General features: G+C 72.2%; 20 protein-coding genes and 1 pseudogene. 16 read left to right on the top strand and 5 right to left on the bottom strand.

The genetic code is table 11. From position 1 onward, the window contains the following. The 5 genes and pseudogenes from QWM81_RS23275 to mmsA all read left to right on the top strand — a co-directional run. Positions 1-136 (top strand): annotated as a pseudogene (locus tag QWM81_RS23275) (carbohydrate ABC transporter permease); the annotation flags it as partial. A gap of 176 nt (positions 137-312) precedes the next feature. Further along, entirely contained in the window at positions 313-1,200 is an 888-nt protein-coding gene (locus tag QWM81_RS23280) for a Cgl0159 family (beta/alpha)8-fold protein (RefSeq protein ID WP_290114265.1), read from the top strand. A gap of 29 nt (positions 1,201-1,229) precedes the next feature. Continuing rightward, positions 1,230-2,042 carry a 5-deoxy-glucuronate isomerase gene (gene iolB, locus QWM81_RS23285; RefSeq protein ID WP_290114267.1) on the top strand — a complete coding sequence of 271 codons (813 nt, stop codon included), beginning with the start codon at positions 1,230-1,232 and terminating at the stop codon, positions 2,040-2,042. Next, positions 2,039-3,913: a 3D-(3,5/4)-trihydroxycyclohexane-1,2-dione acylhydrolase (decyclizing) gene (gene iolD, locus QWM81_RS23290; RefSeq protein WP_290114269.1), complete on the top strand. Its 1,875-nt coding sequence runs from the start codon at positions 2,039-2,041 to the stop codon at positions 3,911-3,913. Before iolB ends, iolD begins: the two co-directional genes overlap by 4 nt. Before the next feature lie 25 nt (positions 3,914-3,938). Next, positions 3,939-5,450 carry a CoA-acylating methylmalonate-semialdehyde dehydrogenase gene (gene mmsA / locus QWM81_RS23295; RefSeq protein ID WP_290114270.1) on the top strand — a complete coding sequence of 504 codons (1,512 nt, stop codon included), beginning with the start codon at positions 3,939-3,941 and terminating at the stop codon, positions 5,448-5,450. A gap of 134 nt (positions 5,451-5,584) precedes the next feature. On the opposite strand, the gene QWM81_RS23300 is transcribed toward mmsA, so the two are convergent. Then, positions 5,585-6,763 (bottom strand): S8 family peptidase, encoded by a 1,179-nt coding sequence (locus QWM81_RS23300; RefSeq protein WP_290114272.1) that lies wholly within the window; start codon positions 6,761-6,763, stop codon positions 5,585-5,587. A gap of 291 nt (positions 6,764-7,054) precedes the next feature. Here QWM81_RS23300 and QWM81_RS23310 point away from each other — a divergent pair, with 291 nt between their 5' ends. Both QWM81_RS23310 and QWM81_RS23315 read left to right on the top strand, forming a co-directional pair. Beyond that, the gene (locus QWM81_RS23310) at positions 7,055-9,943 is read left to right on the top strand and encodes an alpha/beta fold hydrolase (RefSeq protein WP_290114275.1); all 2,889 of its coding nucleotides are present in this window, start codon (positions 7,055-7,057) and stop codon (positions 9,941-9,943) included. Then, positions 9,940-10,797, top strand: a complete 858-nt coding sequence (locus QWM81_RS23315) for an ABC transporter permease (protein ID WP_290114278.1) — start codon at positions 9,940-9,942, stop codon at positions 10,795-10,797. The genes QWM81_RS23310 and QWM81_RS23315 overlap by 4 nt, the downstream gene beginning before the upstream one ends. A 52-nt stretch (positions 10,798-10,849) precedes the next feature. Here the strand turns inward: QWM81_RS23315 and QWM81_RS23320 are convergent, their stop codons facing one another. Further along, a complete protein-coding gene (locus tag QWM81_RS23320) occupies positions 10,850-11,602 on the bottom strand; it encodes a helix-turn-helix transcriptional regulator (RefSeq protein ID WP_290114279.1) in 753 nt (250 codons plus the stop codon). 252 nt (positions 11,603-11,854) lie between these two features. On the opposite strand from QWM81_RS23320, the gene QWM81_RS23325 reads away from it, so the two are divergent. The 3 genes from QWM81_RS23325 to QWM81_RS23335 all read left to right on the top strand — a co-directional run bounded on the left by QWM81_RS23325 (position 11,855) and on the right by QWM81_RS23335 (position 13,459). Next, entirely contained in the window at positions 11,855-12,541 is a 687-nt protein-coding gene (locus QWM81_RS23325; RefSeq protein WP_290114280.1) for a DUF4142 domain-containing protein, read from the top strand. A 5-nt stretch (positions 12,542-12,546) separates the two neighbouring features. After that, positions 12,547-13,179, top strand: a complete 633-nt coding sequence (locus tag QWM81_RS23330; protein WP_290114282.1) for a class F sortase — start codon at positions 12,547-12,549, stop codon at positions 13,177-13,179. A gap of 124 nt (positions 13,180-13,303) precedes the next feature. After that, positions 13,304-13,459: a hypothetical protein gene (locus tag QWM81_RS23335; protein WP_290114283.1), complete on the top strand. Its 156-nt coding sequence runs from the start codon at positions 13,304-13,306 to the stop codon at positions 13,457-13,459. 7 nt (positions 13,460-13,466) lie between these two features. On the opposite strand, the gene QWM81_RS23340 is transcribed toward QWM81_RS23335, so the two are convergent. Beyond that, complete coding sequence (locus QWM81_RS23340; protein WP_290114284.1) at positions 13,467-16,847, bottom strand: AfsR/SARP family transcriptional regulator; 3,381 nt, start codon at positions 16,845-16,847, stop codon at positions 13,467-13,469. 282 nt (positions 16,848-17,129) lie between these two features. Here QWM81_RS23340 and QWM81_RS23345 point away from each other — a divergent pair, with 282 nt between their 5' ends. Further along, positions 17,130-18,383: a hypothetical protein gene (locus QWM81_RS23345; RefSeq protein WP_290114286.1), complete on the top strand. Its 1,254-nt coding sequence runs from the start codon at positions 17,130-17,132 to the stop codon at positions 18,381-18,383. Beyond that, a complete protein-coding gene (locus QWM81_RS23350) occupies positions 18,380-19,015 on the top strand; it encodes a transcriptional regulator (protein ID WP_290114287.1) in 636 nt (211 codons plus the stop codon). Before QWM81_RS23345 ends, QWM81_RS23350 begins: the two co-directional genes overlap by 4 nt. Here QWM81_RS23350 and QWM81_RS23355 read toward each other — a convergent pair. Next, the gene (locus tag QWM81_RS23355) at positions 18,907-21,003 is read right to left on the bottom strand and encodes an ATP-binding protein (protein WP_435372431.1); all 2,097 of its coding nucleotides are present in this window, start codon (positions 21,001-21,003) and stop codon (positions 18,907-18,909) included. The genes QWM81_RS23350 and QWM81_RS23355 overlap by 109 nt on opposite strands. Positions 21,004-21,377: 374 nt before the next feature. On the opposite strand from QWM81_RS23355, the gene QWM81_RS23360 reads away from it, so the two are divergent. The 4 genes from QWM81_RS23360 to QWM81_RS23375 all read left to right on the top strand — a co-directional run bounded on the left by QWM81_RS23360 (position 21,378) and on the right by QWM81_RS23375 (position 24,199). After that, positions 21,378-21,881, top strand: a complete 504-nt coding sequence (locus QWM81_RS23360) for a DUF5949 family protein (RefSeq protein WP_290114289.1) — start codon at positions 21,378-21,380, stop codon at positions 21,879-21,881. An 867-nt stretch (positions 21,882-22,748) separates the two neighbouring features. Beyond that, positions 22,749-23,030: a hypothetical protein gene (locus QWM81_RS23365; RefSeq protein WP_290114290.1), complete on the top strand. Its 282-nt coding sequence runs from the start codon at positions 22,749-22,751 to the stop codon at positions 23,028-23,030. A 323-nt stretch (positions 23,031-23,353) separates the two neighbouring features. Beyond that, positions 23,354-23,635 (top strand): hypothetical protein, encoded by a 282-nt coding sequence (locus tag QWM81_RS23370; protein WP_290114291.1) that lies wholly within the window; start codon positions 23,354-23,356, stop codon positions 23,633-23,635. 282 nt (positions 23,636-23,917) lie between these two features. Continuing rightward, complete coding sequence (locus tag QWM81_RS23375; protein ID WP_290114292.1) at positions 23,918-24,199, top strand: hypothetical protein; 282 nt, start codon at positions 23,918-23,920, stop codon at positions 24,197-24,199. Between the two features lie 298 nt (positions 24,200-24,497). Here QWM81_RS23375 and QWM81_RS23380 read toward each other — a convergent pair whose 3' ends face one another. Then, positions 24,498-24,716 (bottom strand): hypothetical protein, encoded by a 219-nt coding sequence (locus tag QWM81_RS23380; RefSeq protein WP_290114293.1) that lies wholly within the window; start codon positions 24,714-24,716, stop codon positions 24,498-24,500. Positions 24,717-25,315: the final 599 nt, after the last annotated feature.

The following is a 25,315-nucleotide window of genomic DNA, read 5'->3' on the forward strand; positions in this document are numbered from 1 at the left end:
GCTGTCGCTGTTTCCGCTGGTGTGGACGGCGATCGCGGCGTCCGGCACCAACGGCCGGCTCGCGCGGACCCCACCGCCCTTCTGGTTCGGCGGGAACCTGCCGAAGAACCTGGGGATCGCCTGGACCTCCGCGTCGCACCCCACGGACGACCCCGCCGGCGCCGCACCCGGCCCGGCCGGCGCCGAACCCCACCGGCCGGACGACCCCGCCGTCCCCAACGGCGCCACACCCCGCCCCACACACGACCCCGCCCACTCGGCTCACCCCGCCCACCCGGCTCACCCCGCCCCCCGCCCCCACGGCGGCCGGTCGTGAGGGGGGTCGACGTCGCGCGGCTGGTAGCCGTCCGTGCGCGGCGGCCCGAGGCCGTCGCCGAGGCAGCCGCCCGGCGGCGGCGACGGCCGCTGCTGGGCGACTCCGGGCGGCTGATGATCGTCGCCGCCGACCACCCCGCCCGGGGCGCACTGGGCGTCGGTGACCGGCCGTTCGCCATGGCCAACCGCCTCGACCTGCTCGAACGGCTCTGCCTCGCCCTCTCCCGCCCCGGCGTCGACGGCGTCCTCGCCACCGCCGACATCCTCGACGACCTGCTCCTCCTCGGCGCCCTGGAGGACAAGGTGGTCATGGGCTCCATGAACCGCGGCGGACTCGCCGGCGCCGCCTTCGAGCTGGACGACCGCTTCACCGGCCACCGCCCCGAGGACCTCGCCCGCCTCGGCTTCGACGCCGGCAAGGTGCTGCTGCGCATCGACCCGGCCGACCCCGGCTCCCTCAGCACCCTCCACTCCGCCGCCCGCGCCATAGACGCGATGGCCGAGCAGCGGCTCCCCGTCTTCGTGGAACCCTTCCTCTCCCGCCGCGACCCGGTGGACGGCCGGGTCCGCAACGACCTGAGCGCCGACGCGGTGACCACGTCGCTCGCCATCGCCTCCGGGCTCGCCGGCACCTCCGCGTACACCTGGCTCAAAGTGCCCGTCACCGACGACCCCGACGACATGGCACGGGTGATGGAGACCACCACCCTGCCCGCGGTCCTGCTCGGCGGGGACGTCGGACCCGACCAGGACACGGCGTACGAGAAGTGGCGCAAAGCCCTGCGGCTGCCCACCGTCCAGGGCCTGGTGGCCGGCCGCTCGCTGCTCTACCCGGCCGACGGTGACGTGGCCGCCGCGGTCGACACGGCCGTCGGCCTGCTCTGAGGCCGTTTCCGACAGGGTACGGAGAGATCATGAACCCGCAGCTGCACCTACCGCGCGGTGAGGCGGCCCACGGGCCCTACGCCGTGCACATCGATCCCCGGCGCGCCGGCTGGGGTTACTCCTCCTTGCGCGTCCTCGACCTCGCCCCCGGCGCGTCCCACCCCTTCGCCACCGGCGACAGCGAGTGGATCGTGCTTCCCCTCACCGGCGGTTGTACGGTGCGGGTGGACGGCGAGGCGATGCAACTGCTCGGCCGGGAAAGCGTGTTCGGCGGCGTCACGGACTTCGCGTACGTACCGCGTGACGCCCACGCCCAGATCGCCTCCGGCGCGGGGGGCCGCTTCGCCCTGGCAGGAGCGAGGTGCGAGCGACGACTCCCCGCTCGCTACGGCCCCGCGCCGGAGGTTCCGGTCGAAGCGCGCGGCAGCGGGACGTGCGCCCGCGAGGTGCGCAACTTCGCCGCCGCCGACGCCTTCGACTGCGACCGGCTCATCGCCGTCGAGGTCATCACCCCCGGCGGCAACTGGTCCTCCTACCCGCCCCACAAACACGACGAGCACCTGCCCGGCCAGGAGGCGGAACTCGAAGAGATCTACTACTTCGAGATCGAGCGCGACGGGCTCGGCTACCACCGGGTGTCACCCTCCCGCCCCGGCGGTGCGGACGTCCTCGCCGAGGTCCGCGGCGGCGACGCCGTGCTCGTACCGGACGGCTGGCACGGCCCGTCCATCGCCGCGCCCGGCCACACCATGTACTACCTCAACGTCATGGCCGGACCCGGCGACGAACGGGAGTGGAAGATCCGCTTCCACCCCGACCACCGCACGGAGGGATACCGATGAGCACGCGCCGACTCACCACCGCCCAGGCGCTCGTCGCCTTCCTGGCCCGCCAGTACACCGAACGCGACGGGCAGCGCCACCGGATCGTCAACGCCACCTGGGGCATCTTCGGCCACGGCAATGTGGCGGGCATCGGCCAGGCCCTCGTCGAGTACGGGGACGAGATGTCCTACCTCCAGGGCCGCAACGAACAGGCCATGGTCCACGCGGCGGTCGGCTACGCCCGCCAGTCCAACCGGCTGTCCACCCACGCGGTCACCACCTCCATCGGCCCCGGCGCCACCAACCTCGTCACCGGCGCCGCCCTCGCCACCATCAACCGCCTCCCGGTGCTGCTGCTGCCCGGCGACACCTTCGCCACCCGCCCCGCCGACCCGGTCCTCCAGCAGCTCGAAGTCCCGTACGCGGGTGACGTGTCCGTCAACGACACGCTGCGGCCCGTGTCCGTGTACTTCGACCGGATCACCCGTCCCGAGGCCCTCATCCCCGCCGAGCTCCAGGCCATGCGCGTCCTCGCCGACCCGGCCGCGACCGGGGCGGTGACCCTCGCGCTGCCGCAGGACGTGCAGGCGGAAGGGTTCGACTGGCCGGAGGAGTTCTTCGCGGAGCGGGTCTGGCACGTGCGCCGCCCGCAGCCCGATCCGTACGAGCTCCACGCGGCGGTACGGGCGGTACGCGAAGCCCGCAGGCCACTGATCGTCGCGGGCGGCGGCGTCCACCACAGCGAGGCCGAAGCCGCGCTGAGGGCGCTCGCCGACGCCACCGGCATCCCGGTGGCGTCCACCCAGGCCGGCAAGGGCTCACTGCGCCACGACCACCCGGCGGACGTCGGCGGCATCGGCCACACCGGCACCGCCACCGCCGACCACCTGGCCCGCACCGCCGACCTGGTCATCGGCGTCGGCACCCGCTACTCGGACTTCACCACCGCGTCCTCCACCCTCTTCGCCCACCCCGGCGTCCGCTTCGTGAACCTCAACATCACCGGCTTCGACGCCCACAAGCTGGCCGCGCTGCCGCTGGTCGCCGACGCCCGCGCCGCCCTCGAAGCGCTCACCGGGCACCTGGCGGGCCACCGCGTCGACCCGGCGTACGAGAGCGAGTACGCGGAGCGCAAGACAGCCTGGGAGGCGCGCGTCACCGCCGCGTACACGGCGCACAGCGACGACGCGCGCCCCACCCAGCCGCAGGTCCTCGGCGCACTCGACACCCTGATCGGCGGCGACGACATCCTGATCAACGCCGCCGGCTCGCTCCCGGGCGACCTGCACAAGCTCTGGCGGGCCCGCTCCCGGGACCAGTACCACGTCGAGTACGGGTACTCCTGCATGGGCTACGAGATCCCCGCCGCCATCGGCGTGGCCCTCGCCGCGCCCGGCCGCCCCGTGTGGGCCCTCGTCGGCGACGGGACGTACCTGATGAATCCCACCGAAATCGTCACCGCGGTCCAGGAGCGCGTCCCCATCAAGGTCGTCATCCTCCAGAACCACGGCTACGCCTCGATCGGCGGCCTCTCGGAATCCGTGGGCGCCGAGCGGTACGGCACCGCCTACCGCTACCGCGCGCCCGACACCACGTACACCGGCGATCCGCTCCCCGTGGACCTCGCCGCCAACGCCGCCTCGCTCGGCATGCGCGTCCTGCGCGCCCGCACCGTGCGTGACCTGCGAGAAGCCCTCGCCGAAGCGCGGGCGTCGACCGTGCCCACATGTGTCTACGTGGAGACGGAAACGGCAGACACAGTGTCGGGCGCGCCCCCCGCCGAGGCATGGTGGGATGTGCCCGTGGCCGAGACCGCGACCCGCGCGTCGGCGGTCAAGGCCCGGGAGGAGTACGACCGGCAACGCGCAGCCCGGCGCCGCCACCTGTAGAGGTCTGAAGAGGAGTACGTACGTCATGACGAAGACCGTTCACCACTGGATCGGTGGCAAGCCCGCTGAGCGAGCTGAGGGCACGTCGGGCAACTGGGGCCCGGTCACCGACCCGGCGACCGGCGCCGTCACCACGCGGGTCGCCCTCGCCTCGCCCCAGGAGGTCGACGCCGCCGTCGCCGCCGCCAAGGCCGCGTACGCGACGTGGGGCACCTCGTCGCTCGCCCAGCGCACGGCCGTCCTGTTCACGTACCGCGCCCTGCTCGACGCCCACCGCGACGAGATCGCCGCCCTGATCACCGCCGAGCACGGCAAGGTCCACTCCGACGCGCTGGGCGAGGTGGCGCGCGGCCTGGAGATCGTCGAGCTGGCGTGCGGCATCACCGTCCAGCTCAAGGGCGAGCTGTCCACCCAGGTCTCCAACCGGGTGGACGTCGCCGCCATCCGCCAGCCGCTCGGCGTCGTCGCCGGCATCACGCCGTTCAACTTCCCGGCGATGGTGCCGATGTGGATGTTCCCGCTGGCCATCGCCTGCGGCAACACCTTCGTGCTCAAGCCCAGCGAGAAGGACCCGTCCGCCGCCAACCTCCTCGCCGAGCTGGCTTCCCAGGCCGGTCTGCCCGACGGCGTGCTCAATGTCGTCCACGGCGACAAGGTCGCGGTCGACGCCCTCCTGGAGCACCCGGACGTGGCCGCCGTCTCCTTCGTCGGCTCGACCCCGATCGCCAGGTACATCCACACCACGGCCTCGGCGAACGGCAAGCGCGTCCAGGCCCTCGGCGGCGCCAAGAACCACATGCTGGTCCTGCCCGACGCCGACCTCGACGCGGCCGCCGACGCGGCGGTCTCGGCGGCCTACGGCTCGGCGGGCGAGCGGTGCATGGCGATCTCGGCGGTCGTCGCGGTCGGCGCCATCGGCGACGAACTCGTACAGAAGATCCGCGAGCGCGCCGAAAAGATCAAGATCGGCCCCGGTGACGACCCGGCGTCCGAGATGGGCCCGCTGATCACCGCCGCCCACCGCGACAAGGTCGCCTCGTACGTCACGGGCGCCGCGGCCCAGGGCGCGGAGGTCGTCCTCGACGGCACGGGGTACACGGTCGACGGGTACGAGAACGGCCACTGGATCGGCCTGTCCCTGCTCGACAAGGTGTCGACCGACTCCGACGCGTACCGCGACGAGATCTTCGGCCCGGTGCTGTGCGTGCTGCGCGCCGACACCTACGAGGAGGGCGTCCGCCTCATCAACGACTCGCCGTTCGGCAACGGCACCGCCATCTTCACCCGCGACGGCGGCGCCGCCCGCCGCTTCCAGCTGGAGGTCCAGGCGGGCATGGTCGGCGTCAACGTCCCGATCCCGGTGCCCGTGGGCTACCACTCCTTCGGCGGCTGGAAGGACTCCCTCTTCGGCGACCATCACATCTACGGCAACGACGGCGTGCACTTCTACACCCGCGGCAAGGTCGTCACCACCCGCTGGCCCGACCCCGCCGAGGCTCCGGCGGGCGTGGACCTGGGCTTCCCGCGCAACCACTGACCCGGCACTGACGACACTGATACGGCACTGACACGGCACAGGGCAGGGGAAGGGGAAGGGCGGGTGACCCGTGGGGAGCCACCCGCCCTTTGCGCGATCCGCGACGTCGACGTCGACGTCGTCATCCACAACTCCTAGAACAGCGAGTACAGCAGCTTGTTCGGGGAGCCGATCAGGGCGTTCTGGACCTTGCCGCTCGTCGCGTTGGCGACCAGGGCGTCACGCACCTGCGCCGGGGAGGCGGTCGGGTGCTTGGACAGATGGAGCGCCGCCGCTCCCGCCGCGTGCGGAGCCGCCATCGACGTACCGGAGATGGTGTGGGTCGCCGTGTCGCCGGTCCGCCAGGCGGAGGTGATGCCGACGCCCGGGGCGAACAGGTCCAGGCAGGTGCCGTAGTTGGAGAACGAGGCGCGCTTGTCCGCCTTGTCCGTCGCGCCGACCGTGATCGCCTCGGGGACGCGGGCGGGGGAGGTGTTGCACGCGTTCTCCGGCAGCCCGAGGATGTTGCCGTTGCCCGCCGCGATGGCGTACGAGACGCCCGACGCGATGGAGCGCTTGACCGCGTTGTCGAGGGTCGTACTCGCGCCGCCGCCCAGACTCATGTTGGCGACCGCCGGCTTCACGGCGTTCGCCGTCACCCAGTCCACGCCCGCGATGACCCCGGCCGTCGTACCGGAGCCGTTGCAGTCCAGGACGCGGACGGCGACGAGCTTGGCGGCCTTGGCGACACCGTAGGTCCTGCCGCCGACCGTGCCCGCGACGTGCGTGCCGTGGCCCTGGCAGTCCTGGCCGTTCTGGCCACCGCCGACGGTGTCCGTGCCGACCACCGCGCGGCCGCCGAACTCGCCGTGCGAGGTGCGGATGCCGGTGTCGATGATGTACGCGTGCACGTTCGCCGCGGAGGTGGTGTAGGTGTACGTCGTCGACAGCGGCAGGTTCCGCTGGTCGACCCGGTCCAGGCCCCAGGTGGCGTCGGTCTGCGTGGCGTTGAGGCGGACGGTCGCGTTCTGCTCGACGTAGGCGACCCTCGGGTCGGTGGCGAGCGCGGCGGCCCTCGCCTTCGGCATCGTGGTCGAGAAGCCCTTGAGGGCGCTGCGGAATACGAGGTCGGGCGTGGCGCCGAGGTCGGCGGCGCGCGTCGAGCCGTCCTTGAGGACGACGATCCAGCTGTTGGCGACGGCGGCGTCCGCCGGGGCGAGACGGAGATCGCCGAGGGGCGCGCTCTGTGCCGTGGGGGAGGCGGCGAACTGGAGGCCGGCCGCGAGGCCGACCACGGATATCAGCGCGCCGATGCGACGGGATGCGGCTCTCATCTCGGGGCACCTGCTCTTTCATGGTCCGGAGGGGGCCTCCACAGCGTCCCGTCCAGTCATGTACAGCACAAGATGATTACCGCGCTTCGTCGCCGAACCCCCACGTGAGCATGGCGAATTCTCCATCGTCGCCGGCACCGGCCGAGCGATACGTCGCCAATGCCGGACCGTTGCCGGTGTCCACCCCGACGGATGGTGTACGGCGACGGTAGTGCGTACGCCTCAGGACGGCCCCCGAGTTCCGCCGTACGGCAGCCCGGCCGTGGCCGCACTCCGCTTAGGGTGCTAAGCATGCAGATCCGAATTCCCCGCCTTCCTCGGCGCGGGCTTTCCCGACGCGAGCTTCCCCGGCGCGGGGTGGCCGCTTCCGCCACCGCCCTGGCGCTGCTTGCGGGCGCCGGCACCTGGACGGCCGTCGCGTCGGACGGCGAGCCCGCCGTGCACCGGGAGGACACGGTGATGGAGATGCCGGGAGCGAGGATCGACACGTCGTTCTTCACCTCCGGCACCGATGACGTCCGCCGGCCGGCCGTGCTGCTCGGGCACGGATTCGGCGGCAGCAAGCACGATGTGAAGGCCCAGGCCGAGAAGCTGGCACGGGACGGGTACGCCGTGCTGACCTGGTCCGCGCGCGGCTTCGGCGCCTCGACGGGACGGATCGGGATCAACGACCCCGACTTCGAGGTCAAGGACGTGTCACGGCTGATCGACTGGCTGGCCCGGCGCCCCGAGGTCCGGCTGGACCGGGCGGGCGACCCGAGGGTGGGCATGTCGGGCGCGTCGTACGGCGGGGCGATCGCGCTGCTGGTGGCCGGGTACGACAAGCGGGTGGACGCGATCGCCCCGGCGATCACGTACTGGAACCTGGCGGACGCGCTGTTCCCGGACGGGGTCTTCAAGAAACTGTGGGCGGGGATCTTCTTCACGACGGGCACGGCGGCGTCGTCGCCCCAGCCGCGGACCCCGCCCCGGCCCGACCAGCGCCCGACCCAGGCCCCGGGCCAGGGCGAGGCCCCAGCGGGCGCGGGTGCGGGAGGGGGCGCGGCTCCGGGTGCCGGTGCGGCGGAGGCCACACCCGCGCCGGGCGCGGCGGGTGCCGCGCAGCGGGAACCCTCGGCCGGGTCCGCCGCGGCCGCGCGTTCCGCCGCCGGTGTGGGCGCCGCGGCCTGCGGGCGGTTCCAGGAGGTGCTGTGCGCGATGTACGAGCGGGTCGCCGTCGCCGGGAAGCCCGACGCCGCCGCCCGTGCGCTGCTCGAAGCGCGCAGCCCGTCCGCCGTGGGTGACCGCGTCAAGGTGCCCGCGCTGATCGTGCAGGGCCAGTCCGACTCGCTCTTCCCGCTCTCCCACGCCGATGCCATGGCCAAGGCCATCCGCGCCAACGGCGCCCCCGTCGCGGTCGACTGGATCGCCGGCGGGCACGACGGCGGCGACCGCGAGACAGCCCGCGTCGAGGCGCGGATCGGCGCCTGGTTCGACCGGTACCTCAAGGGGGACACCGACACCGACACCGGGCCCGCCTTCCGGGTCAGCCGCGCCGGCGGCGTCGACTCGACGGACGGACAGGCCCAGCTGCGCGGCGCGACCGGGGACCGCTACCCCGGTCTGCGCGGCGGCGGCCGCACCCTCGCGCTCACCGGCCCGCAGCAGACGTTCCGCAACCCCGCCGGGGCCACCCCGCCCGCCATCTCCGCCGTCCCGGGCGTCGGCGGAGGGCTGTCCCAGCTGTCCTCACTCGGCGTCGGCCTGTCGCTGGACTTCCCCGGCCAGCACGCGCGGTTCGAGTCGGCGCCCCTCCCCGAGACGCTGCGCATCACCGGCTCGCCGGCCGTCCGCGTCAAGGTCACCTCCGACAGCGGCGAGGCGGTCCTCTTCGGCAAGGTGTACGACGTCGGGCCGGACGGGCGGCAACAGGTGCTGCCCGCCCAGCTCGTCGCGCCCGTCCGCGTCGAGGACGCGCGGGGCGGCAAGGACGTGGACCTCACCCTGCCCGCCATCGACCACGAGGTCGAGGCCGGTCACCGGCTCCGCCTCGTCCTCGCCGCCACCGACCTCGGCTACGCCTCCCCGGTGGCCCCGGCGACGTACACCGTCAGCGCGACCGGCGGCCTGTCCGTACCGACCGCGCCCGCCGTGCGCACCCAGACCGCCGGCCTTCCGTGGTGGGTGTGGGGCCTCCCGGCCGCCGGCGCCCTGATCGCCGCCGCGCTGCTGCTGACCGCCCGCCGCCGCACCGCCGCGCCCGCGCCCGACTCGCAGCTCGCCGAGGTGCCGCTCACCATCAGCGGCCTGACCAAGCGGTACGCCAAGTCCGCCGGCAGGTACGCCGTCCAGGACCTGTCCTTCCGTGTCGAGAAGGGCCAGGTTCTCGGGCTCCTCGGCCCGAACGGCGCCGGAAAGACCACCACCCTGCGCATGCTGATGGGCCTGATCACCCCCGACGAGGGGGAGATCCGGGTCTTCGGGCACGCCATCCGGCCGGGCGCGCCGGTGCTGTCCCGCGTGGGCGCGTTCGTGGAGGGCGCGGGCTTCCTGCCGCACCTGTCCGGACGCGAGAACCTGGAGCTGTACTGGCGGGCCACCGGCCGCCCCGCCGAGGACGCCCACATGGACGAGGCCCTGGAGATCGCCGGTCTCGGCGACGCGCTGGCACGTGCCGTGCGGACGTACTCCCAAGGCATGCGGCAGCGGCTCGCCATCGCCCAGGCCATGCTGGGTCTGCCGGACCTCCTCATCCTCGACGAACCGACCAACGGACTGGACCCGCCGCAGATCCGTGAGATGCGGGACGTGATGATCCGGTACGCGGCCGGGGGCCGGACCGTCATCGTCTCCTCCCACCTCCTCTCCGAGGTCGAGCAGTCCTGCACGCACCTGGTGGTCATGGACCGCGGCCGGCTCGTCCAGGCGGGCCCGGTCGCGGAGATCACCGGCTCGGGCGACACACTGCTCGTCACCACGGACGGCGAGGTGCCGGAGCCGCTGGTCGGGAAGGTCGTCGCCCTGCCCGGCGTCGGCTCCGCGACGCGCACGGAAGGCGGCCTGCTGGTACGGCTGGACGGCATGAGCGCCACCACCCTGATCGCCGAACTCGTCCGTCTGGACGTGCCGTTGACCGGGGTGGGCCCGCACCGCCGCCTGGAGGACGCGTTCCTCACCCTGATCGGAGGAGGAACCGCATGACCAGCACCGTCAGCGTGGCGCACGGCTACCGTCCCGGACACACCCTGCCGTTGCGCGTCGAAGCCGTACGCCAGCTCAAGCGCCGCCGGACGCTCGTCATGGGCGCGATCCTGGCCGCCCTGCCGTTCGTGCTGATCACCGCCTTCGCGATCGGCGGCACCCCGGACGGGCGGGACAACGACCGGATCACCCTGATGGACACCGCCACCGCGTCGGGCGCCAACTTCGCCGCGACGTGCCTGTTCGTCTCGGCCGGCTTTCTGCTGGTGGTGCCGGTGGCGCTGTTCTGCGGCGACACGGTGGCGTCGGAGGCCAGTTGGTCCTCCCTGCGCTATCTGCTGGCCGCGCCCGTGCCGCGCGCCCGGCTGCTGTGGTCGAAGCTGGCCGTGGCGCTCGGGTTCAGCGCGGCCGCGATGCTGCTGCTGCCGCTGGTGGCGCTGGCGGTGGGCACCGCGGCGTACGGGTGGGGGCCGCTGGAGCTGCCCACGGGCGGTTCCCTGGCCACGGGCGACACGGTGCCCCGGCTCGCGCTGGTGGTCGCGTTCATCTTCGTCTCGCAGTTGGTCACGGCGGGCCTCGCCTTCTGGCTGTCGACCAAGACCGACGCACCGCTCGGCGCGGTCGGCGGCGCGATGGGCCTGACGATCATCGGCAATGTGCTGGACGCGGTCACGGCACTCGGCGACTGGCGGGAGTTCCTGCCCGCGCACTGGCAGTTCGCCTGGGCCGACGCCCTCCAGCCGCAGCTGGAATGGGGCGGCATGGTGAAGGGCGCGGCGGTGTCGGTGACCTACGCCCTGGTCCTGTTCGCCCTGGCCTTCCGGGGTTTCGCCCGCAAGGACATCGTGTCCTAGCCGGTCGCGCCGTGGCGGTCATGTCCGGCCGGCCGCGCGGTGGACGGGCCGCTCACAGCCAGCCGCGCCGAGCCGCTTCCGCTCCCGCCCGGAAGCGGCTCGTCGTACCGAGCGCCGCGAGCAGCTCGCCCACGCGACGGCTGTACGTACGCCCCGATATCCCCAGCCGCGCGGCGGCCGTCTCGTCGGTGAGCCCGGCCAGCAGGGCTTCGAGGACCGGGCGCAGATGCGCCGGCAGGTTTTGTGGCCCCGCACCGGGCGGCTCCGGCCTCGCCAGGGCGTCCTCGCCCGACTCCCACCAGGCATGGTGCGCCCGGACGAGGGCGTGCACCACCACCGGGTCGCGAATCAGCAGCAGCCCGTTGTAGAGCAGTTCGAGATCGAGGGGGACGGCGGCGACCGTACGGTCCACCACGATCATCTTGAACGGGATCGACTCCGTCAGCCTGGCCCGGCCCGACAGCGCCGCCGCCCCGGCGACCTCGGCGGCCACGACCCTGGCCAGCGCGTGCCGGGGCACGATCTGGCGTACCGTACGCACCTTCTCCCTCGCCAGGCGCACGCAACTGCCCGCGAGCTCCAGAAAGGGTTCCGGGAGCGACAGGCCCAGGCAGGCGGCCGGATCGTCGAAGGTCAGCACTTCATGGCGGGCCGACTCGGTCAGCGCCGCGAGCGTGGCGCAGACCTGTCTCGTACCGCACACCGGTTGCCCGGCCGGTCGCGGCGCCCGCCACGGCGCCGCCCGCGCCGGTGTCCCATCCCTCGACGCCGCCCGGCCGAGCACGGAGCCCGGAACGTTCGCCACGGCTGACCACCCCCGTCATCCCTCTGGACGTACGCCACTCCATGTACGCACGCGATTCCACACGGTGACAAGAGCGGGATCATCGGTTGGCGAGTCCCAGCCAATCGCCGCATCACGCCCCCATCACCTGACCGGGTGTGCGCTGTTTGCAGTACCGCGAGTGGCGCCCCGCGCACGATCGTGTCCGGATGGTCATCGTGGCCCATGAAACCTGAGGGCCGCGACCGACCGACGAGAAACGGACAACCAACCGTGACCCGCACTCACCGCTGGGCCGCTACGGCCTTCACCTGCCTCGCCCTGACCGGCATAGCCGCCGGACCCGCCTTCGCCGGCGGCACCGACACCGCCACCGACAGCGCGTTCCTGCGCGCCGCCCACCAGGGCAACCTGGCCGAGATCGCCGCCGGCCAGGACGCCCAGAAGAACGCCACCACCGCCTGTGTGAAGAAGGTCGGAGCCGTACTGGTCCGCGACCACACCAAGCTCGACGCGGACACCAAGGCGCTCGCCAACAAGCTCGGCGTCGACCTGCCCGTGGCACCCACCAAGGAGCAGCAGGAGAAGCTCGCGGAGGTCATGGCCAAGGCCGGTACGAAGGCCTACGACGCCGCTTGGCTGCGCGTCCAGGCGGCAGCCCACGAGAAGACCCTCGCGCGCATCGACAACCAGATCGCCCACGGCAAGAACGCCCAGATCACGGCCGCCGCCAAGGCCGCCCGCCCGGTCGTCGCCATGCACCTGGACATGGTGCGCGGCGGTGAGTGCCGTGCGGGCCACGCGCCCAAGGCCATCCACGCCGGCAACGGCGGCCAGGCGGCGCTGGCGGCCGAGGTACCGGTCGCCCTCGCCGTGCCCGCGGTCGCGGTCGGCGGTGTCATCGTCGCCGCCGGAGCCTTCTGGGCCGCGGCCCGCATGCGCCGCAACGACAACCGCTGACACCCATGGGCGCCTGGCCGCGTACCGGGCCTGGCCCGGACCGTCTCCTGGTCCGGGCCGGGCTCGCGGTGTCCGCCGCGACGCTCCTGGTCTGTCTGCTGCCGCTCCTCGCCACGCCGACCCCCGCCCGGCCGCCGGACGCCGGCAGCCTCCCGGCCGCGGCGGCGCCGACCGCGACGGCCGCCCCGGTGCACTCCCCGCCGGTCACCCTCAGCATCCCCGGCCGTCTCGACAAGGTCCCGGTCGACCCGGTCACCAGCGACGCCACCGGTGCCATGACCGTCCCGGAATCCCCTCGCCGCCTGGGCTGGTGGGCCCTCGGCGCGGCTCCCGGCGCCCCGCACGGCACCGTCCTCCTGGCCGGTCACCTCGACTCTGCCGCCGAGGGCGTGGGCCCCTTCGAGACCCTCCACGACGTGCCTATCGGCACCCTCGCCCACGTCACGGCGGCCGACGGCAGGCGCCACACGTACCGGATCGTCGCCCGCCGCACCCACCGCAAGTCGGCCCTGCCCCGGGACCTGTTCGCCCCCGGCGGCACCCCGCGCCTGGCCCTGGTCACCTGCGCCGGCACCTTCGACCCGGAGGCGCACGCGTACGCCGACAACCTCGTCCTCTACGGCGAGCCGGCCGTATAGCACCGGCACCACACGTGTGTCCACCACCACTCGCGGGGTTCGCCAGCCGTGTTCGCCGTCCGCTACTTTCCCTCTGCCGGCTGATCAAGCCCCACAGCCATGTGTCTGTCCAACAAGGAGAGTTGTGGAACGCAGTGCTGCTGTCGCCGCCATCGCCGCCATCGCCACCGCCATGGCCGCAGTCGCGCTGTACTTCGGCATCACCGTGCCGGCCCTCGGCACGGAGCCGGCGGAACAGGTCGTGCTGGCGAGCGTGGTGAAGGACCAGCTGATGTGGTGACGCCCGCTCAGGAGCCGGTCACCCCGTGGTCCACCAGGAGGCGGCGCAGGCTCTCGGCCTCCGCGTCGGCCTCAAGGCTCACGTACAGGGCGACCGCCTGCCGGCCGTAGTGGCGGGCCGGTTCGATGCTGTGCGAGGACAGCGCGGTCCGGGCCAGCCCCGCGAGCGCATGGGCGGAACCGAGCGGAGAGCCGATCTCCCGCGCGACCTGGAGAGCCTGCTCGTACACCTCCATCGCGGCGCCGAGCCGGCCCGACTCGCGCTGGACGCCGGCCACGCCGATCAGGGCGCGCTGGCGCTCGTAGGAGTTGCCGATGCTGTGGGCGACCCGTTCCGCCAGGTTGAAGTGGAGCAGGGCCTCGCCGCGGCGGCCGGTTTCCGCGTACGCCGCGCCCATGCTGATCAGTACGTTCGCCTCGCCGAGGCAGTCCCCGCCGGCCCGGTGGCTGTCGAGGGCCCGGCGGAAGCAGGCCAGTGCCAGTTCTGTCCGGCCGGTCGCCTGGTGGACGCCGCCGAGGTTGGTGTCGAGGATGGCGAGTTCCTGCCGGCCGCCGCACCGCCGTACGAGGGTGAGGGACCGCTCGTAGTAGTGGCGGGCCTCCTCGTACCGGCCCTGGAGGCGGTGCAGCTCGCCCATGTTGTTCAGGGCCTTGGCCTGGGCCAGCGGATCGTCCAGCTCCTGGTTGATCTCCAGGATCTCGCGGAAGGTGCGGAGCGCCTCGCCGTACCGCCCCGCGAAATACAGCACCGCGCCCTGCACGTTGAGGCACGCGCTCTCGCCGTACCGGTCACCGGCCCGCCGGTACAGCGGCAGCGACCGGTCCAGGAGCGCCATGGCCGTGCCGCCGTTGCCCGCCGCCAAGTGGGCGCGGCCCGACTGGTACAGGGCGTCGGCGCAGCCGTGTGGGTCGCCGAGGTCCTCGTAGAGCGCCAGGGCCTCGGTCGCGCAGCGGAGCGCTTCGGCGTGGCCCTTCTGGGCCAGTACGTCCGCGCGTTCGGTCAGCGTCCGGGCGAGGACCGCCCGGTCTCCCTGTGCGCGCAGGGCGGGTACGGCGGCGGCGTACAGCTCGGCCGCGATGTCCCACGTACCCCACAGCTTCAGCGACGTGGCCAGGACGAGCGGGAACAGCGCGGCGTACCGGGGGACGTGGGTGGCGGCGGCGCGCGCGACGGCCAGGAGGTTCGCGCGTTCCACGGTGAGCCACACCGACGCCTCGTCCGCGTCGGCGAACTCGGGCACAGGGGTGGACGGTGATGCCGGCGGGGGCAGGGGCAGGGGCAGGGGCAGAGGCAGAGGCAGGGGGCGGCTATGGGGGTGCGCGAGGCGGCCGGCGCGGTGAGCGGCGGTGAGATAGACGCCGAGGAGCCGTTCGACCGCGGCCCGGCGGGCGGACTGCGGGTCGGTGCGGGAGCAGACCTGGAGGCCGAAGGCGCGGGCGAGGTCGTGGAGCTGGTAGCGGTCGCGTACGGGCTCTTCGAGCAGGTGGCAGTCCAGCAGCTCCTCCACGCTCCGGCGCACCCCCGCGGCACTCGCCGACCGTTCCGCCGGGTCGGAATCCGGGCCGGGCGCGGGGTCCGGGCCGGGCGCCGGGTCCGGGTCCGGATCGGGCGCCGGGTCAGGGCCGGCGAGCGCGGTCGCCGCGAGAAGGGTGATGTCGGGGCCGCTGTGCAGCGCCAGGCGGCGAAACAGCCGCTGCGCCGGGGCGCTGAGGGCCGCGTACGAGAGCCGGAACGCCGAGGCGACGGCGTCGTCCAGCTCGTCGAGCGGGTCGGCGGCCTGGGCGAGCCGGTCCAGGAGGTGGGGCAGGTCCCATGAGTCGCGGTGCCGGAAGTGGCCGGCCAGGAGCTGGACGGCCAGCGGATGGCAGCCGCACGCGGCCACGACCCGCCCCAGAGCCGTGGCGTCCTTGGCCACCCGGGCGGCTCCGGCGATCCGCGTGAACAGCGTGGCCGCCTCCGCCCCGGACAGCACGTCCACGAACAGGGACGTGGCGCCGCCCAGTCCGGCGAGCCGGTTGCGGCTGGTCACGATCGCCCGGCAGGAGGCGGCTCCGGGCAGCAGGGGCCGGACCTGATCGGCGTCCCTGGCGTTGTCCAGCACCACGAGCACCCGGTGGCGCGCGGTCCACTGCCGCCACCTCGCCGCCCGCTCGTCGAGGGAGGGCGGCAGGTCCCCGGGCACCCCCGCCGCGTGCAGCAGGACCGCGAGCGCTTCGGTGGGCTCGAAGGGCGGCCGGCCGCTGTAGGCGTGCAAGTCCACATAGAACTGGCCGTCGGGGTAGGAGCCGCGCAGCCGGTGCGCGGCGTGCACGGCCAAGGCGGTCTTGCCGACGCCCGGCATGCCGTGGACCACGGTCACCGGTAACGCGGTGCTGCCGCCACCACCACCGGCGGTGTCGCGCCCGCGCCCGCGCCCGGACTCGGACTCGGACTCGGACTCGGACTCGGACTCGGACATGGACTCGGACTCGGTGAGCAGGATGCGCAGTTCGGCGGTACGGCCGGTGAAGTCCGGGGTGTCCCGGGGAAGGTTGTCGCAGGGTGCCGGCGGCACCACCGGAACGCGCCCGGGGCCGGGGCCGGGGCTGGAGATGGCGTCGGAGCCGCGCCCGGAGCCGGGGTCGGGCTGCGACAGTGACCGGTCCTGGTCGAGGATGCGCCGGTGGAGGTCCCGCAGTTCGGCGCCGGGCTCGATGCCCTGGCGCTCCTGGAGGCGCCGGTGGGTGGTCCGGTAGACGGCGAGGGCCTCGTCGTGGCGTCCGCAGCGGTACAGCGCCAGCATCAGCGAGGCGATCACCTTCTGCGCGAGCGGGTGCTGCGAGGCCAGCTCGTGCAGTTCGCCGATGAGGTCGGCGTGCCGCCCCGACTCCAGCTCCAGGCGGATGCGTTCCTCCCGTACGCGACGGTGGTCCTCGACCAGCCGGGCACGCGCCGACGCGGCCCACGACCCGGTGAACTCCATCAACGGCTCTCCCCGCCACAGGGCTTCGGCGGTGTGCAGCAGGCCGACGGCGAGGTCCCTCTCGCCCCGCCCGGCGGCCGCGGCCGCGTCCGTACGCAGCCGCTGGAACCGCAGCAGGTCGACGTCGTTCGGATCGGCGACGCGCAGCTGGTACAGCCGCGAGGAGGGCCGATCCAGCTTCGCCAGATCGCCGACCGACCGGCGTAACCGCCCGCGCAGCCGGGAGAGGTAACTGTGCAGGGTGTCCAGGGCCGTACGGGGCGGGTCACCGTCCCAGATCCGCGCCATCAGCGTGTCCGCGGACACCGGCTCGCCCCGGGCGTGCACCAGCACGGCCAGTACGCAGCGCTCCTTCAGCGAACCGAGCTCGTACTGCCGCTGGTGCTCCCACAGTTCAAGGGGTCCCAGAGCAAGAAGTTCCACCATCGCCCCCGACGGGTGTGCTTCTTTCCACCGCATCCGGCAACGCGCGCACATTTTTCGTACGGCGCTCAACTTACTGTTTCCCGCGCCGCGAGGGTCATGGCCAGAGGCGCACGGAAGCGCGACCGGCGCGCAACAGCTCCCCGCCACCTCGTACTTGGAGTGCAGGATTCCTGCAAGCCGGCCATCCACCCGGCCGGGCACAGCGGTAGCAGTGGCCGCGAACCGTCGCGGCCTGCCGGACCGGCGACGGTCCGAGGGGGAAAGACCGGGGGATCGATTTCGATGAGCGTGACAGTGCCGGAACCGCACTGGCGGCACGTGCCGGTGCGTCTGGACGTCGAACGCTGGGCCACCCGACAGATCCGCAGGAGGGTCCTGGCCGTGGTGCACACGGTGACAGCCGGGCAGCGGCTGCTGGAGGCGGTGCGGCTGCTGGAGGGAGACTCCAGGGTGCAGGTGTTCTTCACGTCCGCGCCGGATGTGTTCAGCAACGGGGTGGCCGACTTCCTGGAGCAGCTCAGAGGGCTGGTACTGCCGTGGAACCAGGCGGTGCAGACCCGGTTCGACCTGGCCCTGGCCGCGAGCCACGGCAGTCTCCACGAACTGCACGCCCCCGTCATCGTGCTGCCGCACGGTGCCGGGCACAACAAGCTCACCCCGGGCGGGCGGCGCGGACGCGCCGTCGCGGAACGGGGTGTGTACGGCCTGAGCCGGCAGCGGCTGATCCGCGACGGCACGGTGGTGCCCGAGGTCATCGTCCTGGCGCACCAGGAGGAACTGGCCCGCCTCGGCCGTGAGTGTCCCGAAGCCCTGCCCGCCGCCGAGGTCGTCGGTGACCCCTGCTACGACCGGATCAGCGCCAGCCTGCCCTCACGGGCGCTGTACCGGGAGGCGCTGCGCACCGGCGCCCGGCAGCGGCTGGTCCTGGTCTGCTCCACCTGGGGGCCCGACTCGCTGCTGGGGCGGGGCTGGGAGCTCCTGGAGCGGCTGGTCACCGAGCTGCCCCGGGACGAGTACCGGGTGGCCGCGCTGCTGCACCCCAACGTGTGGAACGCCCACGGCGAATGGCAGATCCGCAGCTGGCTGGCCGGGCTGGCACGCTCGGGGCTCACCCTGATCAGCCAGTACAGCGACTGGACCGGGGCGCTCGTCGCCGCGGACTACATCGTGGGTGACCACGGCTCCGTGTCCCTGTACGGGGTGATGACCGGCGCGCCCGTCCTCATGGCCGACACCCACGAGCCGGAGGTGGACCCCGGCTCGCCGCTGGCCGACCTGCGGTCCTTCGCGCACCGGCTGCGCGGGGACCGGCCGCTGCGCCGCCAGCTCAGCCGCAGTTCCGCCACGTACCGTCCACAGCACTACGAGCGGGTCGCGGCCCGGATCACCTCCGAACCGGGGCGGTTCGCCCACAAGATGCGCGCGCTGATCTACCGCAAGCTGCGCCTGCGGGCCCCTTCGCCGCGCCCGACCACGGAACCGGCACGGCTGCCGGTGATGGTGCGCTACGACGAGCCGGGCAGCGTGACGTCGTGACGGGCGAGATGACCGGCCCGGCGACCGGCGTGGTGACGGGCGCGGTGACCGGCATGACCGGTGTGGTGACCCTCACCGGCACGGTCACCGGCGCAGGCACGGTCGGCGGCACCGGCACGGTCACCCTGGCTTGTGGGCCGGCCGGCTGCCGTACCCGCGTGGCGCTGGTGCGTCCCGGCACCGGCCGCCTCGTCGTGGACGAGCACCTGCGCGTACGGCTGCCCGCCGCCCACCCCTGGCCGTCGCTCGCCGATGTGCTGTACGGAGCGGGGCAAGGACCGGGCGACGCCGCCGAGCTGGCCGCCCGCCATCCCGGCGCCCTGGTGGTGGCGGTGCACCGCGGCCGGGACTGCTGGCTGCGGCTCGGCCCGGAGGGCGTCGTACTGCGGCTGACGTCCCGGCGAACCGACCCCGGAGCACCGTGGGGCGGCTGGGGGCTGCGGGCGTCACTCGCGCACGCCTGGCTGGTGGCCGGGCTCCCCGCCGAGGCCCTGCGGTCGGCGCGGGTACGGCCGCCGCGGGGTCAGTCGGGGGCCGCGCGCTCCAGCCGCTCCACCCGGGTCCGCACCGCACGTGCGTCGGCCGAATCCGCCCGGCCCGCCGCCGCGTACAGATCCAGGGCCTCGCGGTAACGGCCGAGGGCGAGGCCCGGCTGCCCGCGCCGCTCGGCGAGCCGTGCCAGGCTCTCCAGGGCGCGGGCGGTCTCGTACCCGGCCGCCATACCGCGCAGGGTGGCGAGCGCCCCGGACAGCCGGCTCTCCGCCTCGTCGAGCAGCCCGCGGTCGAGGTGCGCGCGGCCCAGCAGGGTGGCCGCGCGTGCGGCGTTGTACGTGTCGCCCGCCTCCAGCAGCGCCGTGTACGCCGCGTCGGCGTCGCCCGCCGCCTCCTCGGGCAGCCCCCGGCCGAGGGCGACGTCGGCCAGGTTGAGCCGGGCCAGCGCGCCGGCCCGCCGGTCGCCGCACGCCGGTAACGCCTCGGCGGCGCGGGCGTACAGCTCCGCCGCCCCGTCCAGCCGGCCGAGCCGCTGGTGCGCCAGGCCCCGGTAGTTGAGCGTGCGGGCGTACCCGAGCGCGTCGCCGCGGGCCTCGAAGATCCCGGCCGCCCGCTCGAACATCTCCAGGGCGCGTTCATGGCTCCCCAGGCCCAGCTCGCCCATCCCGCCGGAGGTGAGCATCCGGCACGCGGCCCGCTCGTCGCCCAGCTCCTCGGCCGCCGCGAGCCCCTCCGCGTGCGCCGCGCGCCACTGCTCGTAGAACTTGCGGCGCAGGAACAGCGGCCACAGGGCATCGGCGAGCTGCCACGCCACCTCCGGGAAGCCCGCCGGGCGTGCGCGGCGGATGACGGCCATCAGGTTGGGCAGCTCCCGTTCCAGCCAGTCCAGCGCGCCTTCGGGGGTCTCCGGGAACTCGGCCGTCACCACGGGGCCGTAGTCGCGGGGCATGGTCCGGTGCTGGGGGTCGACGATCTCCTCGGCGCGGGTGGCGGTCGCGAGGTAATGGTCGGCGATACGGCGCAGGGCCGTGGCACGGTCCGCGGCGGACTCGTCCGCCTCCGCCTTGGCGGCGGCGTGCAGCCTTACCAGATCGTGGAAGCGGTAACGGTCCTCTCCGGCGTCGATGAGGAGGTTCGCGTCGTGCAGTGTCTCCAGCAGTTCCGTCGCGTCCGCCGCCAGCGCCGCGGAGGCGACGGCGGCGCCGAACTCCCGCCCCGGATGCAGCCCCAGCAGCCGGTAGAGCCGCGCGACGCCGGACGGCAGGCCCTGGTACGACAGGTCCAGGGCCGCCCCCACGTTGTGGTCACCGTCGATGGCCAACGCCTCCAGCCGGTCGTGTTCCTCACTGAGCGCGCGCACCATCGTGGTGAGCCGCCGCCGGGGCCGCGCCGCGAGCCGCGCCCCGGCGACCCGCACCGCCAGGGGCAGCCCGGCACACAGCTCGACCAGCGCGCGGGCCTCGCGGGGCTGCGTGGCGACCCGGTCGTCGGCGAGCACGGCGGCCAGCAGCTCGACCGCCGCCTCGGGGCCGAGGGGTTCCAGGTGCAGCGCGTAGCAGCCGTCGACCGTCAGCCCCGGCATCCGCCAGCGGCTGGTCACCGCCGTCACGCTCCGCCCGCCCGGCAGCAGCGGCCGGACCTGCGCGGCGGTGGCGGCGTCGTCGAGCAGCACCACGAGCCGCCGCTCGGCGGTCAACGACCGGTACAGCGCCGCCCGTTCCGCGATCGTCGCGGGCACCTGCGCGGCCGGCACGCCCAGCGCCCGTAGGAACCGGCTCAGCACCTCGTCCGGGCCGGCCGGACCGGCGGGCGACTGGGCGCCCAGATCCGCGTACAGCTGGCCTCCCGGAAACCGGGGCCGTAACGAATGCAGCCAGGCCAGCGTGACGGCCGTCTTTCCCACCCCGCCCAGCCCGCTGACCGCCACCAGCGCCGCATGCCCTTCCCGCTCGGCCCGCTCCCGGTGCCGCTCCAGCGCGCCCTGCTCCGCCTCCCGGTCGGTGATCGGCACCGACGGCGGCAACTGCCACGGCGCCCGCCCATCACCGGGCCCCGCCGCGCCCTCGATGTGGATGCCGCCGTACACGGCCCCCGCCTGCACGGCGGGCCCATGCACCGTCCCGCTCACGTCGTTGCGACCACTCCGCTCGTCCCCCCGCACCCGTCCCCCTCCCACCCGCGATGACCGGCTTCGGCGCACCCATCCTTTCCGTACACGTAATCGATACCCGATGCCCCGCCGGCGAACTGCCCCCTGGCCCCAACCCGCCACAACGGCCGGAAGTGTTGGGCACGCCCGGCGTCGGCGGGCCGACCCGCCACGGTGGCCGGAACAAGCAGTACCGGGGCGTACCAGTGCCGACGGTACGGAACGCGACTCCCGACGCGGAGACCATCAGCCGACCGTCTTTGACACGGAAAGATGAATGCGAGGCACAGTCGCGGCCGAACGGGTGAACAAGCTCGGGAAGGCCCCCAGAAGCGCCTCTAACATCCGGCACCATGACCTCTTCAACCGACGTACCCGCGAGGCAAGAAGGTTCCGTTCTGGGAACCCTCACCATTGTGCCTTGGACCAGTGAGCCTTCCTCCAACACTCCGCGGCTACCGTTTCTCACGGTGTACTCGCTGGGTGACGGTCGTGACGGGCCCGAGGCCGGTGAGAAGGCGATGCGGGCCAATCTGGAGAAGCTCGGCCTGCCGGTGTCCGGCCGGCCGGTCGAACTGCCCCGAGAGGCCAAGTCGGCCGTCACTCTGCTGGTGGAGGCCCAACAGGCCGTACTCACCACGCCGTTTCTGAAGGTGCAATGCCCCGTACCGCCGAAGTGGCAGGACGCCGCGCACAAGAACGGCACAGTCCATCTCATCTGCCTGACCCGCCCGTGGCCGCACGCCGCTCCGGGGCAGGAGATCAGCCCCGACCAGCTGCGTAGCTTCCTCGACGACGATGAACTCCGGTCGGCCAGCGCCCACTGCGTGGTTCCCGTCCTGCGGTTGCGCCGCTGAGACCGTCGCTCCAGCGCGGTTCGGTGGTGCGCACAGTGCGCGCACAGTGCCTCTGGACCAGGGATACGAGCCGGCCTCCCCCTCGGCCCGCCTCCGATCGATGGCGGCGGCCGAGGGGGAGGCCATCAGCTTTGCCCCACTCGGACTGAAGAGGATAGGTCAGTGACTACACCCTGATTGCCTCGTTGTTGGGTACGCAGAAACGAGCGCAGACAGGGGCCTGACCCTCGTGGGGCGGGCCGTAAAGTTTATCCTTTTAAGGACTCCTCATGCGACGATCCCTTACGGTATGTGTTATGGCGGTAGCGGCCTTGGCGACCGGAACCGCGGGAACCGCGCACGCTGTAGACGTTGCCGACGCATCCAGCCTTGATGGTATTCCGGCCGTTGCCCCTGATGGTATGAGTGCCGCGATCGACGGGGCGGCACAGCAACCGACGAGCCTGGCGGCAGACGCGGGCGGCAAAGGCGTCCACAAGGTACTGCCGGAGGCAGGCAGGCTGGTACGCGCAGTCTGATCGGATGAGCGCAGTGAGCGCCGGGGAACACTTCGCCGAAAATCAACGGCGTTGGTCAGGCGCAGGCGCTACTGGTGATGCCTGCGGCGGAAGCCGACACGGTACGTGCGCGGCTACGCCGGCCGGCACGGTCGAGTATGGTTCCGCCGGACCGGCATATCACTGAGCGGGTGTGTTCATCGGACCCCGGCTTGGGTGCCGGATTAAAAAGCTCGTCGTGAAGTCGCACGAATCCGGTGTCTGGGTGATTGTCAAAGCCCCGGGGAAACGTCCGCTCGGGGGAGCCGGTTAGAGAGGGTGCTGCCGTTTCATCGGGAGACGTCGCCCAAGCGCTAGGAAGGTAAACGCCATGGATGTGAAGAAGATTGTCGCGGGGTCCGTCCTGACATTGACTGCTACTGGAGTGGCTGTCACGCCCGCGATGGCCGACGAAGAGGTCCGCGGCCACTACTCGCAGAGCGTCGAGATCATCCGTGACATCTGCCCCACCATTCAGGACATCGACGTCATCACCGTCGAGGTGCTGGATGAGGCCCGCACGTTCCAGTGCAATGAGATTCGTCAGGGTTCGAAGGTGAGCGACAGCTCTTCCGCCCCGGCGCTGCCCATCCTCGGGCATGTAATCAACTGAATCGGGACACCGTTTGTTCGGTGTCGTGAACGCCCTTTCACCAGGGGAAACGGGCCCCGGTCCTGCGCGATCAGCCGCACAGGCCCGGGGCTTTGTGCTGAATACCGCGCGTTTGCGAACGATGGTGGGCCGCGCCGAGGCCGAGTGGATCCTCATACGTAGTGCTCATCCTCAAAAACAACCGCATTGCCCGGCTGGCCGGTTGCTGCAAGTGGATGAATCGGCATGACAGTCCGGAACTCCAAGGGTGTGAAGTCGGTTAGTAGTCCGTCGGCACTCACCAGTAAGTGGGGCCGCTATCACGCACAAGGAAGGCAACGCAAATGAACGCCAAGAAGGTCCTCGCTGGTTCGATGCTGACGCTGGCTGCGACGGGCGCGGCAGTCACGCCGGCCATGGCCGACGAAGAGGTGCACGGCCACTACTCGCAGAACATCGAGATCATCCGTGACATCTGCCCCACCATCCAGGACATCGACGTCATCACCGTCGAGGTGCTGGATGAGGCCCGCACGTTCCAGTGCAATGAGATCCGCCAGGGCTCGAAGGTGAGCGACAGCTCTTCCGCCCCGGCGCTGCCCATCCTCGGGCAGGTCCTCAACTAAATCGTTGGACACCGTTTATCTGGTGTCCTGTGAGCCCTCTCGCCGAGGGAGAGTGTGCCCCGAACTGTGCGACCAACGCACGGGTCGGGGCCTATTTTTATGGCGAGTTCCCGCTCCACCGGTCAGCAAGAGCGCGTGAGATTATGTGACACGCTCACTTATTGCTGCAAGTGGATGAATGGGGATGACGGTCCGGAACTGCAAGGGCCTGAAGTCGGTTATCAGGCTGTCGGCACTCACCACTAAGTGCTGTAGCTACCACGCACAAGGAAGGCAACGCAAATGAACGCCAAGAAGGTCCTCGCTGGTTCGATGCTGACGCTGGCTGCGACCGGCGCGGCAGTCACGCCGGCCATGGCCGACGAAGAGGTGCACGGCCACTACTCGCAGAACATCGAGATCATTCGCGACATCTGCCCCACCATCCAGGACATCGACGTCATCACCGTCGAGGTGCTGGATGAGGCCCGCACCTTCCAGTGCAACGAGATCCGCCAGAAGTCGTCGGTCAAGGACGACTCCGCTGCGCCGGCCCTTCCCATCCTCGGGGCTGTCATCGACTGAACGAAGTAGATGAGGCAGGCTCTACTGCAACGTCGGGGCCGCTATATCCGCTGCGGCCCCGACGTAGTGCGTTACAGCTCGCCACGCCCGATCCGGCAGCCGCCGAGTGACCTGCACAGCCGTGTGACCATACACGTGAACAAGCGATATGCGAGGATCCGCATAATCGCACCCGGCGCACCAGTCGGGCGGTAACACCGAGGCCCATGCGTGCGAAAAGCCTGTGGCTCCTGATCTTCTGATCGAGGAGCCACAGGCTTTTCTTGGTATTACACTCGCCTTGCCGCGGACGTGGCTGTTAGTCCGCCACGCTTACGAAGGCGCCGTAGTGCTTCGATCCGCTGAAGATCCCGGTGTTGGAGGAGGTCTTGAGGGCTTCGAAGCTGCCCCCGCCCCATTCAGCGGCGACAATGCGGTCGCGGTGGTCGTCTCCGCTCTCGTGCGCGGCGGCGGACCCGGCCCCCAGTGCCACGGCGGCCGCAGCGACAGCTGCGCAAGTCAGAACCTTCTTAATCATGGTTTCTCTCCGAGTTGAACGGTCGGTCCGTCCCGTACTTGGGACAGGATTCCGCAGTGATGCTAGCCCCGACACCCAGCAGGTAAGCAGGCCGAGCATTTAGCTCACTCTTTCGAGACGGCGTTAAGTCCATTTGGCTGAAACGGCAACGCCGCATTCGTTTCTTATGCGTCACCGTTAATTCAGGCGCGATGTGCGTACCCGGCATGAGAAGGTGCCGGCCGATCCGTCGCGCCCTGCGGTGCTACGGGGGCCGATGACCGCGGCGGCGGTAGTGACTGAGCCGGGCTGGTGTCGGCGGCGCCGTCGCCGCGCGACCAGCACCAGAGATGTTCGGCTTCCTGCCGGACGGCGGGACGCCCAGTGCCCTGCCCGCCGGTCCACCGCCGTCATCCGCAGCGGCGGGGGCGTCCCACCAGGGCGTCGTCGCGCCATTGACGGCGCCGAGCGTGGCTGGTGACCAGCCATCTGTCTTCTCCGGACCACGGCAGACGGGGACCTTCACCCCCCTGTTCGAGGCGGGGGAAGGCGGGATACCGGCGCCCCGCCCAGCGCCTTCCGCACGACAGGCGACTGCCCTGGGCTGGACCACTGCCCGG

It is taken from the genome of Streptomyces ficellus, assembly GCF_030406405.1.
In the GTDB taxonomy this organism is placed as follows: Bacteria; Actinomycetota; Actinomycetes; order Streptomycetales; family Streptomycetaceae; genus Streptomyces; species Streptomyces ficellus_B.